The organism is Paraburkholderia steynii (assembly GCF_900100565.1).
In the GTDB taxonomy this organism is placed as follows: Bacteria; Pseudomonadota; Gammaproteobacteria; order Burkholderiales; family Burkholderiaceae; genus Paraburkholderia; species Paraburkholderia terrae.
Genome location: NZ_FNDI01000001.1, coordinates 248,992 through 262,802 on the forward strand (window position 1 = coordinate 248,992; position 13,811 = coordinate 262,802).

Genomic DNA, 13,811 nt, shown 5'->3' on the forward strand with positions numbered 1-13,811 from the left:
GATTCGCTCCGCTGTCATACCGTATAGCGAAAAATTGTCTGAGAAAGACAACGTATTGGCCCCGGATTTGTCGACGGTCGATACGAAAGTGCATATAATTTCCGCCCAAGCCGTAGGGAAGATTCACGCTCATGAAGTGCGGTCTCCACCAGCGGCCCAGGTCGGTGTTGGAGCACATTACCGGTATTATTTTGCGCTGTTGCTTACCTTTAACCATAAAAGGACGTGATCATGAAGAAATCCCTCCTCGTAGCATCCCTGTTGGCAGCTGTGGCACTGGCTGCATGCAACAAGAGCAGCGACCAGGCAGCTGCCCCGGCTAGCGACGCTGCTGCCGCTTCGGCACCCGCTGCTGCTGCTTCGGATTCGGCTGCTGCCGCTTCGGGCGCTGCTGCTGCTGCGAGCGACGCTGCTGCTTCGGCTACGGCTGCTGCTTCGGACGCAGGCGCTGCTGCCTCGGACGCTGCTGCTTCGGCAGCTGCTCCGGCTTCGGGCGCAAGCCAGTAAGCTGTAGCACAGGGTTCGCCCTCAGGGCGAAAACTGCGACGGGAAGTCCGAGGGCTTCCCGGGCAAAAAACAAAACGCCACGAGTTCAAACTCGTGGCGTTTTGCTTTATGCGCCGCTATTAATCGCGATTATTCTGCTTGCATGCATCCGATGCATTTTGGTCAATTCATGTCGTTAAGCGACAACACGCAGTCCGGCCTTAATAACAAAGTGATTTCCCTGCCGCATCGGCAACAGGGTGTTTTCGGTGTAACGAGCGCTTATTCTGAAGCCTGCGCCTTCTCTTCGAAGAACTCGCGCACGACGTCGATTTCACGCGTGCGCTTGAATGGCGGCAGGCTCTGCCATATCCGGCGCCCATACGGTTTGTCGACGAGGCGCGTGTCGCAGATCATCAGTACGCCGCGATCGGTCTCGGAGCGGATCAGACGTCCTGCGCCCTGCTTGAGCGTGATAACTGCCTGCGGCAGTTGATGCACGGCAAACGGACTCAAGCCCTTCTTCGTCAGCGCATCGAGCCGTGCGGACAGCACAGGGTCGTCAGGCGGCGCGAACGGCAGCTTGTCGATGACGACGAGCGACAGTGCATCGCCGCGCACATCGACGCCTTCCCAGAAGCTCTGGCTGCCGACGAGAATCGCATTGCCATAGGAGCGGAACCGGTCAAGCAGTTCAGTACGGCTCGCATCGCCCTGCACGAGTAATGGCATGTTCCAGCCGCGCGACTCGATCACGTCGCGCAGCTTCGTCGAGATGCGATCGACGGCGCGCAGCGTCGTACACAGCATGAACACACCACCGCCCGATGCTTCGATCGCCGGCAGCGCGGCATCGAATACGGCATCGGTGAACGTCGGCGACGAGGGCTGCGGCAAATTACGCGGCACGTAGAGCAGGCCCTGCGTGCCGTAGTCGAACGGGCTGGGCAGCGTCATCGAGCGGCGCGAGTTGAGACCCATCTGCGCCGCGTAGTGCGCGAAGTCGCCGCGCACCGACAGCGTCGCAGAGGTGAAGACCCACGCGCGCGGCACGCCCGCGCGCTGCTTCGCGAAAATTGGCGCGACGGATAGAGGCGTCTCATGCAACTGCACGGTATGCGAGAACACTTCGATCCATCGAACCTTCTCGTTCGGATCGCTTTTCTCCGCCGCTTTTGCGGCGTCCGTTGCGGCGTCGCGTTCGGTTTCGGTGGGCGGCGTGGTCCAGCCCGACAGCACCTCCTGCAACTCGCGCGCGCGGCGCACCAGCGCGCCCAGCGACTCGGCACGCTCCGACTGCCCGGCGAGCGCGCTCGTGAGCGCATCGAGTTCGGTTTCGACGGCTTCGAGCGCGGGGAACAACGGATGATCGTCGGGCAACTGTCCAATCGACAGCCGCACTGAATCTTCCTTGAATGCGAGCCGCACGTCGCGCGCCGAGCGTTCGAGCGCTGCGCCGAGCTTCACCCAATCGACGGCATCACGCGCATGGCCGAGGCCTTCCGCGACCGAGTCGCGCGCAAGTTCGAGGAATTGCGTGGTGGAAAGCGTTTCGCCGAAGAACAGCGTCGCGGTTTCAGGCAGTTGATGCGCTTCGTCGAAGATCACCGTGTTCGCCGTCGGCAGCAGTTCGGCCATGCCCGTATCGCGCAGCATGATGTCGGCGAAGAACAGATGGTGATTGACGACCACGATATCGGCCTGCTGCGCCTCACGGCGCGCCTGCATCACGAAGCAGTCCTTGTAGTGCGGACACTCCTGGCCGAGGCAGTTATCACGCGTCGACGTCACCATTGACCACACGGCCGCCGTCTCCGGCACGCTTGCAAGCTCGGCTTTGTCGCCCGTGCGCGTGATCTTCGCGAAGCGGATGATGTCCTGCAGATACGACGTTTCCTGCCGCGACGGAAGACGGCCATTGTCAGCCGTGCGTTGCAGATAGTAGTGGCACAGATAGTTCGCGCGGCCCTTGAGCATCGCGACGGACACGGGCACCGCGAGCGCGTCGCGCACGGTCGGAATGTCGCGCTGAAAGAGCTGGTCCTGCAAGTGCTTGGTGCCCGTCGAGACGACCACCTTGCCACCCCACAGCATCGCCGGCACGAGGTACGCGTAGGTCTTGCCCGTACCCGTGCCCGCTTCGACGATCAGCGTGTTCTCGCCGCCTTCGGTATTGCCGTCAGCGGCCGCTGCGTCTTCAGGTGCGGACTGCGCTGCCGACGCCGATTGCTGCAAGCGCCGCGCCGGACGTTTCTGCGCCTCGAACATCGCGGGCTCCGGCATCGCGCGGCCCGATGCTTCCATCGCGGCGGCCACGGCGCGCGCCATTTCGATCTGCGACGCGCGCGGCCGGTAGCCGTCGATCTGGCGTGCGAGCAGCCCGTCGGCGGCGAAGATGTCGGCGAGTTCGGAGGATCGCTTGTGACTCAGCGACGCGGCCAGTGCGCCGCCGCCCGATGCGGGCTTCGCCGCGTGCTCGTCGGCGGCAGCGGCGTCCGAAGCGCCCGCCGATGCCGTCCGGGAAGAAGATTGAAGCGATGAATTCAAGGCAAGCGATTCCTGCAAAGTCCGGCGCGCCACATGCTGAACGGGGCCCGGCGCCTGCCTGGCCGCTCCGTCAGTTGCGGGCTTCCGGTTCAAGCTGCAATTGCAGCAAGATGATGGTGTCCTTGACCTTGAGCTTGCGCTTTTTCAGGCGCTGGATCTCGAGGTCGTCGATGCCGGGTTCCTCGGACATTCTGTCGATCAACCGATCAAGCCCACTATGCTCCGATTCCAGTTGCAGAATGCGGTCGCGCAGTGTGTCCGAATTGACGACGCGATGATGGTCGCGCATGCTCGCCTCCTCTTTCGAAAGGGCGAAGGCCGCGCTGCGCGGTCGCTCCGCTCGAGGTTGCTGTCCGGCCTGAAACGCGTTACGGCTGTTGCTGACTGATGCTCACTGCTGCTGTTGCTGCTGCTTCTGTTGCTGCTCGAGCTGCTGCTGTTTCGCCTGCTCTTCCTGTTTCTGTTTGGCCTTCTCGGCCGCCTGCTTCTGGCGCTCTTCGACATCGGTCTTGTGCTGCGCCGCTTCCGACTGCTTCTGCTGGAAGCGCTGCTGCTTCTCGGTGCGCTCCTGAGCCTTCTGGGCGGCCTGCTGGTGCGCCTCGTCGAGCTTGCGCTGGAAGTCGGCCTGCTTCGCATCGTAGGCCTTCTGGTTCGCGGCCGCTTGCGAAGGCGAAATGCCGCGCTGCGCCTGATCGATGGCGTGCTGTTGCTGCTTCTGCTGGAAAGCCTGCTCGTTGGCGGCGCGCTGCGGCGCTTCTGCGTTGCGCTGCGCCTGACTCAACTGATGCTGACGCTGCTTGTCTTCGTACGCCTGCGCATTGCGCTCGTCCTGCGCATTGCGCGCGGGCGCGTCCGCTTCGTACTGCGCGCGCTTGATGGCTGCCTGCTCGTCGCGTTGCCGTGCGTGCTCGACGCGCTTTTCGTCGTCGAGCGCGAGCTGCTCCTTGCGAATGTCGGCGGCGACGACACGCATGTCTTCACGGGCCGAGTCCAGGCAATGATTGACGAAAAACTTGCTATAACAGTTGTGCTGGGCGACGCCGTAACGGTAGTTGTTCTCCGCCGTGCGGGTATCGAGCGTCTTTTGACGCGCTTCGAAATCATTCGCGGCCGGCACGCCCGAAGCCGTATCCGAAGTCGAAGCGGCCGACGATGCCGCCACGGCATTCTCCTGCGCATCGGCAAGTGCGGGCGCAAGCGCCGCGCTCGCGACGAACGCCAGCGACGCGGCGAGCGCGAACCGGCGGACAGACCCGGCAAACCAAAGGGCAACGGACGCGGCCTCTGGCCTGAAGACGGGCGATGCGAGCGGAGATCGGCGTGAAGATCCGGGCAGATTTCCGGACGTGAGGCGTGAGGTCGGCAACGTCGTAGATGGGCAGCGGAACATGCCTGAAATTCTATCACCCCGCGCTTGAGCGCTCGGTCATTTATGGCAAAATGCCCCGCTTCAGCAAGCTTTCACGAGCTTTGACGACTTTTCCGCAACCCGGCCGCCGCACGTACCGCAAGTATTGCGCAGCGCGGCCACAGTCGAATCCGGCAGGAACATCAAGACCCTATGACGGACACCGTAGCAATCAAGATCGTACAGCGCATCGCCACCGAACTGACCGTCCAGCCGCGCCAGGTCGCGGCCGCGGTGCAACTACTCGATGAAGGAGCGACTGTTCCGTTTATCGCCCGGTACCGGAAGGAAGTCACCGGCAATCTCGACGACACGCAACTGCGCACGCTCGAAGAACGCCTGCTGTATCTGCGCGAACTCGAAGACCGGCGCGCCGCGATCATCGCGAGCATCGACGAGCAAGGCAAACTCACGGACGAACTGCGCGTCGCGATCGAAGGCGCCGACAGCAAGCAGGTCCTCGAAGACCTCTATCTGCCGTACAAGCCGAAGCGCCGCACGCGCGCACAGATCGCCCGCGAAGCCGGCCTGCAGCCGCTCGCCGACGCGCTGCTGGCGAACCCGCTGCTCGATCCGCAGACGGAAGCCGCGCAATACGTCGATGCCGAGAAAGGCGTCGCGGACGTCAAGGCCGCGCTCGACGGCGCGCGCGACATTCTCTCCGAGCAGTTCGGCGAAACGGCCGAAGTGCTCGGCAAGCTGCGCGACTATCTGTTCAATCAGGGCGTCGTGAGCTCGGCGGTGGTCGAAGGCAAGGAAGGCGAAGAAGGCGAGAAATTCCGCGACTACTACGACTATTCGGAAACCATCCGCACCGTGCCGTCACACCGCGCGCTGGCCCTGTTCCGCGGCCGCAATGCAGGCGTGCTGATGATCAAGCTGGGACTCGGCGAAGAACTCGACGCGCAGGTGCCGCATCCGGGTGAAGCGATGATCGCGCGCCACTTCGGCATTGCGAATCAGGGCCGGCCGGCGGACAAGTGGCTCTCCGATGTATGCCGCTGGTGCTGGCGCGTGAAGGTGCAGCCGCACATCGAAAACGAACTGCTGACGAATCTGCGCGAAGAAGCCGAAAACGAAGCGATCCGTGTGTTCGCGCGCAATCTGAAGGATCTGCTGCTGGCCGCTCCGGCCGGCCCGAAGGCCGTGATCGGCCTCGATCCGGGTCTGCGCACGGGCGTGAAGGTAGCTGTCGTCGACCGCACGGGCAAGGTGCTCGCCACGGATCAGATCTATCCGCACGAACCGCGCCGCGACTGGGACGGCTCGATCGCGAAGCTCGCGCGCATCGCTGCGCAGACGCAAGCGGAACTGGTCAGTATCGGTAATGGCACGGCGTCGCGCGAAACGGACAAGCTCGCCAGCGAACTGATGTCGCGTCATCCGGAATTGAAGTTGCAGAAGATCGTCGTGTCGGAAGCGGGCGCTTCCGTGTACTCGGCCTCGGAACTCGCGGCGAAGGAATTCCCGGATATGGACGTGTCGCTGCGCGGCGCGGTGTCGATCGCGCGCCGCCTGCAGGACCCGCTCGCCGAACTCGTGAAGATCGAGCCGAAGGCGATTGGCGTCGGGCAGTATCAGCATGACGTGAACCAGCGCGATCTCGCGCGTTCGCTCGATGCCGTCGTCGAAGACTGTGTGAATGCTGTCGGCGTGGATGCGAACACGGCTTCCGTTGCGCTGCTCGCGCGCGTGTCCGGCCTGAACGCGACGCTTGCGCGCAATATCGTCGATTATCGGGATGCGAACGGTCCGTTCCCGACGCGCGACCATCTGCGCAAGGTACCGCGTCTTGGCGACAAGACGTTCGAGCAGGCGGCGGGCTTCTTGCGCATCAATGGCGGCGAGAATCCGCTCGACCGCTCGTCAGTTCACCCGGAAGCGTATCCCGTCGTTGAACGGATGCTTGCGAAGATCAGCAGGAACATTGGCGACGTGCTCGGTAATCGCGATGCGCTGTCGAAGCTGTCACCTGCCGAGTTCGTCGACAATCGTTTCGGTCTGCCGACTGTGCGGGATATTCTTTCCGAGCTCGAAAAGCCTGGGCGTGATCCGCGTCCTGAGTTCAAGACTGCTACTTTCCGCGAAGGCGTTGAGAAGATTTCCGACCTGGCGCCGGGCATGGTGCTCGAAGGTGTCGTGACGAACGTGGCTGCGTTTGGTGCGTTTATCGATATCGGCGTGCATCAGGATGGCCTCGTGCATGTGTCGGCGATGTCGACAAAGTTCATCAAGGACCCGCATGAGGTCGTCAAGGCCGGGCAGATCGTCAAGGTGAAGGTGCTTGAGGTCGACGTCAAGCGGCAGCGGATTTCGTTGACCATGCGGATGGATGATGATGTGGCTGCGGGTGCCCCGCAGGAGCGCTCGGGTGGGCGGTCGGGGTCCGGGTCGGCCTCGGGTGCAGGTGCCGGGCGTTCGCAGCAACGCGCGCGTGGGCCGGAGCCGGTTAATGCTATGGCGGCGGCTTTTGCTAAATTGAAACGGTAAGTGTGGGCGGGGCTTTTGCCCCGTGTGCCCCGTTTTTGTTGCGTTGCGCGTGGGGTGGTTTTTTGCTCTGCGAAGCGGGTGCGGGTTGCCGCCGGGCGCGGTGCAGGCTTTAGTCTTTCAATGGCATCCGCGATTTGGCTTCGCTGTTCATGCGTTGGCCCGGTGATTTTGCCACTGCGCTGGCATCCGCGATTAGTTAGCCTGCTTCAGGCGTCGCCCCTGTGCGGGGCGGCACCTACTTTTCTTTGCCGCCGCAAAGAAAAGTAGGCAAAAGAAAGCGGCTCACACCGCCAGTTCTTGTATTTGCCTGAGGGCCCCCAACCGGTCTTACGCTTCACACGGCAACGCACTGGTCCATGTGCGTTGCTAACGCTCTCTCTATACGCCTCACCCGCTTCATGTGCGCGCGTCGCCGGATGCCGCGCCAGATGTTCCTCCGCCGCCCAGGTGGCAAACTGTGTGTAGGCCTCGGTGCTCCACACGCCTCACTTCGAACCCGATAGCGCGCGGCGTGCCTCAATGTAAGAGCGCCAACCTATACGCCGCGACAACCTACACACAGTATGCCACCTGGGCGGCAGCAACCATTCGCTGGCGCTGACCTTTGTGCGGGAGTTTGAAGCGGGTGAGGCGCCTTTTAAAAGCGTTGGCAACGACCGTGGGTCACGTGATTGCCGCGTGAAGCGTAAGAACCTTCGGGGGCCCTCAGGCAAGAAGAAATGTTGGCGGTGTTAGCCGCTTTCTTTTGCCTACTTTTCTTTGCGGCGGCAAAGAAAAGTAGGTGCCGCCCCGCACAGGGGCGACGCTTGAAGCACGTAGGCATAACGCGGATGCCAGCGCAAAGGCCAAAACGCCGTAACGCGGATGCCAGCGAAAAAGCAAAAACACCACCCAGCGTCGCAAGACGAAAAAAAACCTCAAATCTCTATCTTCGTCCCAAGCTCAACAACACGATTCGCGGGAATACTAAAAAAATCAGTCGGCTTCGCAGCATTCTGATGCATCCATGCAAACACACGCTCACGCCAAACGGACATACCGGGCAACTGTGTCGGCACGACAGTCTCCCTCGCGAGAAAGAACGACGTGTCCATCAACTCAAACGACATATCGTGCGACACGCTGATCTGCTCGAGCACGGCTTTCACATCCGGCGTCTCGTTGAAGCCATACGCAGCCTTCACAAGAAATAGCCCACCGCTAACATCCTTGACAGTCAACCGGTCCCTATCCTCGACATAAGGAATATCCCGAGTGATGAAAGTCAGAAAGATGGTCCGCTCGTGCAGCACCTTGTTGTGCTTGAGATTATGCAAAAGGCTCACGGGAACGAGCGTCGCGCTCCCCGTCAGATAAATAGCCGTACCCGACACGCGATGCGGCGGATGCGCAAGCAGTCCTTGCACGAAGGGCATCAACGGAATACCGTCGGCGGCAGTGCGCTCCTTCACGATCATGCGCCCCTTGAACCACGTCATCAGCAGGAAGAACAGCAACGCGCCGATGCCGAGCGGCAACCACCCGCCCTCCGCCACTTTCAGCAGATTCGCGCCGAAGAACCCAAGGTCGACAATCAGCAGCGCGCCGATAATCAACGCGACGACGCCCTTGTTCCAGTTCCACACCTTCACCATCACCACGCTCGCGAGGATCGTCGTGATCACCATCGTCGCCGTCACGGCAATACCGTAGGCCGCGGCCAGATTGTCCGAACTCTTGAACGCCAGGACGATGCACAGAATGATGAACAACAGCATCCAGTTGACGACAGGCACATAGATCTGCCCGATCGCCAGCTCCGACGTGTGCAGGATCTTCATGCGCGGCACATAGCCGAGTTGGATCGCCTGGCTCGTCAGCGAATACGCGCCCGAAATCACCGCTTGCGATGCAATCACCGTCGCGACCGTCGACAGCACAACCAACGGCAGCAGCGCCCAGTCAGGCGCAAGCAGAAAGAACGGGTTTTCGATCGCCTTCGGGTCGTGCATCAGCAACGCACCCTGGCCGAAGTAGTTCAGCACCAGCGACGGCATCACGAGCGAATACCACGCGCAACGAATGGGCGCCGCGCCGAAGTGGCCCATGTCGGCATACAGCGCTTCCGCGCCCGTCAGCACCAGCACGACCGAGCCGAGCACCACGTACGCCTGCAGCAGGTGCGCCGACATGAACGAGAACGCGTAGTACGGATTGAGCGCCTTGATCACTTCCGGTGCCTGCACGATATGCGACAGGCCGAGAACCGCGATCGTCACGAACCACAACACCATGATCGGGCCGAACAGCCTGCCGACCATCGCCGTCCCGTGTCGCTGGATCCAGAACAGCAGCACGAGGATCACCATCGTCAGCGGCAGCACCAGATGCGAGAGCTTGGGCGCAGCGATCTCCAGACCTTCGACAGCCGACATCACCGAAATGGCAGGCGTGATCACGGCATCGCCGTAGAACATGCAGGCGCCGAAAATGCCGAGCATCATCAGAAGGCCGGCCGCCCTGCTCTTCGTGTCGAACGAGCGCAGCGACAGCGCCATCAACGCGAGCACGCCGCCCTCGCCGTTGTTGTCGGCGCGCATCACGAACATCACGTACTTGATGCTGACCACCACGATGATCGCCCAGAACAGCAGCGAGATGACGCCGAGAATAGAACTCTCTGTGAGGGGAATGCCGTGGGAGGGGCTGAAGGCTTCTTTCAGCGAATACAGGGGGCTGGTGCCGATATCCCCGAAAACCACGCCGATCGCAGCGACTGCAAGCGAGGGCAACGGCTGCTTGGGGACGTGAGAGTTGTCTGTCATAAACGCGAAAAGAATCCGTTCCTGAGCGGCAAAAAACGAACGCTATTCTAAAGAATATAGGCGACAAAGCCCACCATTCGGCCCGTTGTGCTGACGCCACGAAGTCGGGCAGCGTCGGTCGAGTGTAGCATCACACCCCATGGCCGGCGTGTGTTTGCGCGTGTCAAGGGCTGCATTGTCAAATTCTTCCCGTTTGACCGCGGTCATCGACGAATGTGAAGCGAACATAAAAAACGGAGCCTCGAGAGGCTCCGTTTCAGTTTGCAGCACGCCGCCATCGACTTGCACGACGGCGGGCGGATGCTAGCTGGCGTCCGTCGAACGCTCCTGGCCACGCTTGATCCATGCGCTCAGGTTGTGCGGACGTACTGTGTCCCACTCCTCGAACGGCTGATGGATCCACGGGTTCGTCGCGAGATAGTGAACGTGATAGTCCGGCTTCACCTTCGAGCACGCCTTCCACCACAGCACCGCCGAACGCACCGACGTGATCGCGGGATAACGCTCCTTCAAATGCTGCTGCACGCGCGCGAGCGTCACACCCGAATCGACGAGATCATCGACCAGCAACACGTTGCCCGACAGCTCACCGCGCGTCATCGTGATGTATTGCGCGATGTCGAGGTCGCCCTGCTCCGTGCCCGCCGCTTCGCGGTACGAACTCGTCGCGAGAATCGCAAGCGGCAGATCGTAGATGCGCGAGAGCTGATCGCCGACCCGCAGACCGCCGCGCGCGAGGCACAGGATCTTGTCGAACTTCCAGCCCGAGTCGTGGACGGCGAGTGCAAGCAACTCGATCAGCCGGTGATATTCGTCCCAGCCGACCCACAGGTTGCGCTCGTCGTTGCGCGGGTCCTTCATTTCAATCATGGGTACACCCTGGATCATGCTTAAACCTTGAACGGGTGACGCAGAAGAATGGTTTCGTCGCGGTCCGGACCCGTCGACACCATGTCGATCGGCACGCCCGCCACTTCCTGCACGCGCGACAGGTATGCCTGAGCGTTCGCGGGCAGCTTGCTCCATTCCTTGATACCGACCGTGCTTTCCTGCCAGCCGCCGAACGTTTCGTAAACCGGCTCGCAGCGCGAGACTTCGGACGCGCCGCGCGGCAGGATGTCGGCGCTCTTGCCGTCGATCGTGTAACCGACGCACAGCTTCACTTCATCGAGGCCGTCGAGCACGTCGAGCTTCGTGATGCACAGGCCCGACACGCCGTTGATCTGGATCGAGCGGCGCAGCGCGGCGGCGTCGAGCCAGCCGGTGCGGCGCGGGCGGCCCGTGACCGAGCCGAATTCCTTGCCGACCTTCGCGAGCGTCAGGCCGACTTCTTCCTGGCGGTTGGCGTTGTCGGCGTCGTACAGTTCGCTCGGAAACGGGCCCGAGCCGACGCGCGTGCAGTACGCCTTCGTGATGCCAAGAATGTAGTCCAGCTTCTGCGGGCCGACACCCGCGCCCGCGCTTGCCGCACCCGCGACGCAATTGCTCGACGTAACGAACGGATACGTGCCGTGGTCGATATCGAGCAGCGTGCCTTGCGCGCCTTCGAACAGCAGGTTGTTGCCCGCGGCGTTCTCGTCATACAGACGGCGCGAGACGTCCGTGACCATCGGCTTCAGACGGTCTGCGTAGCTCAGCATCATGTCGAGCGTCTGCTGATAATCGACAGCCGGTGCGCCGAGGTATTGCGTGAGCACGAAATTGTGGAAATCGAGGTTCGCGCGCAGGCGTTCAGCGAAGGTCTTCGGCTCGAACAGGTCCTGCACGCGCATGCCACGGCGCGCCACCTTGTCTTCGTAGGCCGGGCCGATGCCGCGACCCGTCGTGCCGATCTTGCCGGCGCCGCTGCGTGCTTCGCGGGCCTGATCGATGGCGACGTGGTACGGGAGGATCAGCGTGGTGGCTTCGGAGATGAAGAGACGCTTCTGCACGTCAACGCCGGCCGATTCCAGCTCTTCGATTTCCTTGAACAGCGCTTCAGGCGACAACACGACGCCATTGCCGATGTAGCAGGCGACGCCCGGGCGCATGATGCCCGACGGAATCAGACGCAAGATGGTTTTCTTGCCGCCGATGATGAGCGTATGACCGGCGTTGTGACCGCCCTGGAAACGAACGACGCCTTGCGCGTGGTCCGTCAGCCAGTCAACGATCTTGCCCTTGCCTTCATCACCCCACTGGGTACCCACGACGACTACATTGCGCCCAGGGTTCACATTCACTGCGCTGGCAGACATGTTGTTTCTTAAGCTGGTTAAAAACGTATTTTACCTATGTTCGCGAAAGGTTCCCGATTTTTTCACGGACTGATACCGGGATTTTTTCCGAAATTTCCTTTTGCGCTCAAAGGCATGGGAGCGGCGAGGCGCTGTGGCCCGGCCGCGCGTGGCACAGAGCGGCCACGCGTTCGATGGTTGCGGCGTCACGTTTCACATGACGCGGCAGGCCTTCACGGCATCACGACTTCGCTTCGACGACCCACTGGCCGTTGCGCTCGACCAGCACGCGGTCGCACGCGAATTCGTCGAGTGCGTGGTCGTGCCCCGGCAGCGCCTGGATCACGACTTCGCCCGCATCGCGCAGCGCGGCGACGCTCGTACGCAACGCATCGTCGTGCTGCCACGGCGCGAGGATTGCGCTGCTGCGCGCCTCGATGGGCGAGATGCGCGCCACTTCGCGCAGATCCAGCGAAAAGCCCGTTGCCGCGCGGGCGCGGCCGTACGCCTGGCCGACCTTGTCATAGCGGCCGCCTCGCGCGACGGCATTCGGCACGCCGTCGACGTAGGCCGAGAACATCACGCCGCTGTGATACGCGTAGCCGCGCAGATCGGCCAGATCGATCATCACTTCCGCGCCGTCGACCTGTTGCGCGAGGAACGCGAGGTCGTCGAGCGCCCGTGCGATTTCGGGCGCATTCGGCAGCCGCGCGCGCGCTTCTTCGAGCACGGACGCGTCGCCGTACAGTGTGGGCAGCGCGCGCAGCGCGTCGCGCGTGACGGGCGTGAGGTTCGCTGTCAGTTCGTTGAGCAGCGGCACATCCTTGCCCGCGAGCGCTTCATAAAGGCCCTCGCCGAGCGACGCGGCAGCCGGCTCGCCATCGATCAGCGCGCCAAGTACGGCAGCGTGGCACAGATCCAGACGCACGCGGCCGAGTCCGGCGAGATGCAGCGCGTCGAGCATCAGTTGCTGAATCTCCAGATCCGCTTCGAGACCCGCATGACCGTAGATTTCAGCGCCGATCTGGATCTGCTCGCGCGTCGCGTGCAGGCCGCGCGGGCGCGTATGCAGCACGTTGCCTGCGTAGCAAAGACGCGTCACGCCCTGGCGGTTCAGCAAATGCGCGTCGATGCGCGCGACCTGCGGCGTGATGTCGGCGCGCAGGCCGAGCGTGCGTCCCGACAGCTGATCGACGAGCTTGAAGGTACGCAGGTTCAGGTCGCTGCCGCCGCCTGTCAGCAGCGACTCCAGGTATTCGAGCAGCGGCGGCATGACCATCTCGTAACCGTATGCGCGAAAACGGTCGAGCAGCCGGCGGCGCAGTTCTTCGATCTTGCGTGCCTCGGACGGCAGCACGTCGGCAATATTCTCGGGAAGTAACCAGGTCGACATCGATACAGTCCTACGACGGTGAATCCGGCGTCATGGCAAACGCCGTCGGAAATTGGGGTGATGCGCGGCGCGCGGAACCTTGGTGCCCGCGTCGGGCTTCGTTCCGGGGAGCCGGCGACATCCCGGCCCGCCGTGATGGCCGGCAAAGCGAACGGCGTTTCGCGCATGACGACGCATGTAGCGTGCTGCGCACAGTGTCCGGAAACGGACGCCACCTCGTGAGTGCCGCCCGGCGTCGCATGGCGCCCGCTCAGGTCGCGATCAGCAGCAATAGCAGCCCGAGCACCATGACGATCAGCCCGCCGATCCGGATGTGGTGCGGCGGGCGCTCCGCTATTCTACGAAACGTGTCGCGCCAGGCGCTCGGAAACACGAACGGGAACATCCCCTCGATGATCAGCATCAGTGCGATCGCGAGCAATAACGAGCCGGCTATGTCCATGCGATGAGGCCGCCGCGATCCGTAT

General features: G+C 62.5%; 10 protein-coding genes. 2 read left to right on the forward strand and 8 right to left on the reverse strand.

Annotated elements, in window-relative coordinates:
* Positions 1 to 231: 231 nt before the first annotated feature.
* Positions 232 to 507, forward strand: coding sequence for a hypothetical protein (locus tag BLT65_RS01155; RefSeq protein WP_081767573.1), 276 nt, complete (start codon positions 232 to 234; stop codon positions 505 to 507).
* Positions 508 to 768: 261 nt separating this feature from the next.
* Here the strand turns inward: BLT65_RS01155 and yoaA are convergent, their stop codons facing one another.
* The 3 genes from yoaA to BLT65_RS01170 all read right to left on the reverse strand — a co-directional run bounded on the left by yoaA (position 769) and on the right by BLT65_RS01170 (position 4,423).
* Positions 769 to 3,033 carry a DNA repair helicase YoaA gene (gene yoaA / locus BLT65_RS01160; protein WP_091774863.1) on the reverse strand — a complete coding sequence of 755 codons (2,265 nt, stop codon included), beginning with the start codon at positions 3,031 to 3,033 and terminating at the stop codon, positions 769 to 771.
* A gap of 70 nt (positions 3,034 to 3,103) precedes the next feature.
* Positions 3,104 to 3,322: a DUF465 domain-containing protein gene (locus BLT65_RS01165; RefSeq protein WP_035990715.1), complete on the reverse strand. Its 219-nt coding sequence runs from the start codon at positions 3,320 to 3,322 to the stop codon at positions 3,104 to 3,106.
* Positions 3,323 to 3,424: 102 nt separating this feature from the next.
* Entirely contained in the window at positions 3,425 to 4,423 is a 999-nt protein-coding gene (locus tag BLT65_RS01170) for a colicin transporter (RefSeq protein WP_244186393.1), read from the reverse strand.
* Positions 4,424 to 4,594: 171 nt separating this feature from the next.
* On the opposite strand from BLT65_RS01170, the gene BLT65_RS01175 reads away from it, so the two are divergent.
* On the forward strand, positions 4,595 to 6,931 hold the full coding sequence (locus tag BLT65_RS01175) for a Tex family protein (protein ID WP_091774168.1): 2,337 nt from the start codon (positions 4,595 to 4,597) through the stop codon (positions 6,929 to 6,931).
* 917 nt (positions 6,932 to 7,848) lie between these two features.
* Here the strand turns inward: BLT65_RS01175 and BLT65_RS01180 are convergent.
* The 5 genes from BLT65_RS01180 to BLT65_RS01200 form a co-directional block, all read right to left on the reverse strand.
* Positions 7,849 to 9,735 (reverse strand): potassium transporter Kup, encoded by a 1,887-nt coding sequence (locus tag BLT65_RS01180; protein ID WP_091774170.1) that lies wholly within the window; start codon positions 9,733 to 9,735, stop codon positions 7,849 to 7,851.
* 303 nt (positions 9,736 to 10,038) lie between these two features.
* Positions 10,039 to 10,623: a phosphoribosyltransferase gene (locus BLT65_RS01185; protein ID WP_165576652.1), complete on the reverse strand. Its 585-nt coding sequence runs from the start codon at positions 10,621 to 10,623 to the stop codon at positions 10,039 to 10,041.
* A 2-nt stretch (positions 10,624 to 10,625) separates the two neighbouring features.
* Positions 10,626 to 11,972, reverse strand: coding sequence for an adenylosuccinate synthase (locus tag BLT65_RS01190; protein ID WP_007580438.1), 1,347 nt, complete (start codon positions 11,970 to 11,972; stop codon positions 10,626 to 10,628).
* Between the two features lie 220 nt (positions 11,973 to 12,192).
* Positions 12,193 to 13,344, reverse strand: a complete 1,152-nt coding sequence (locus tag BLT65_RS01195; RefSeq protein WP_091774172.1) for an ATP phosphoribosyltransferase regulatory subunit — start codon at positions 13,342 to 13,344, stop codon at positions 12,193 to 12,195.
* Between the two features lie 250 nt (positions 13,345 to 13,594).
* Positions 13,595 to 13,786 carry a DUF2065 domain-containing protein gene (locus tag BLT65_RS01200; protein ID WP_007580434.1) on the reverse strand — a complete coding sequence of 64 codons (192 nt, stop codon included), beginning with the start codon at positions 13,784 to 13,786 and terminating at the stop codon, positions 13,595 to 13,597.
* Positions 13,787 to 13,811: the final 25 nt, after the last annotated feature.

What these genes read in the sequence shown, in the direction of transcription:
- BLT65_RS01165 (WP_035990715.1), bottom strand. Translation starts at nt 3,322, where the DNA reads ATGCGCGACCATCATCGCGTCGTCAATTCGGACACACTGCGCGACCGC.
- BLT65_RS01200 (WP_007580434.1), bottom strand. Translation starts at nt 13,786, where the DNA reads ATGGACATAGCCGGCTCGTTATTGCTCGCGATCGCACTGATGCTGATC.
- BLT65_RS01175 (WP_091774168.1), top strand. Translation starts at nt 4,595, where the DNA reads ATGACGGACACCGTAGCAATCAAGATCGTACAGCGCATCGCCACCGAA.
- BLT65_RS01155 (WP_081767573.1), top strand. Translation starts at nt 232, where the DNA reads ATGAAGAAATCCCTCCTCGTAGCATCCCTGTTGGCAGCTGTGGCACTG.
- BLT65_RS01180 (WP_091774170.1), bottom strand. Translation starts at nt 9,735, where the DNA reads ATGACAGACAACTCTCACGTCCCCAAGCAGCCGTTGCCCTCGCTTGCA.
- BLT65_RS01185 (WP_165576652.1), bottom strand. Translation starts at nt 10,623, where the DNA reads ATGATCCAGGGTGTACCCATGATTGAAATGAAGGACCCGCGCAACGAC.
- BLT65_RS01170 (WP_244186393.1), bottom strand. Translation starts at nt 4,423, where the DNA reads ATGTTCCGCTGCCCATCTACGACGTTGCCGACCTCACGCCTCACGTCC.
- BLT65_RS01195 (WP_091774172.1), bottom strand. Translation starts at nt 13,344, where the DNA reads ATGTCGACCTGGTTACTTCCCGAGAATATTGCCGACGTGCTGCCGTCC.
- BLT65_RS01190 (WP_007580438.1), bottom strand. Translation starts at nt 11,972, where the DNA reads ATGTCTGCCAGCGCAGTGAATGTGAACCCTGGGCGCAATGTAGTCGTC.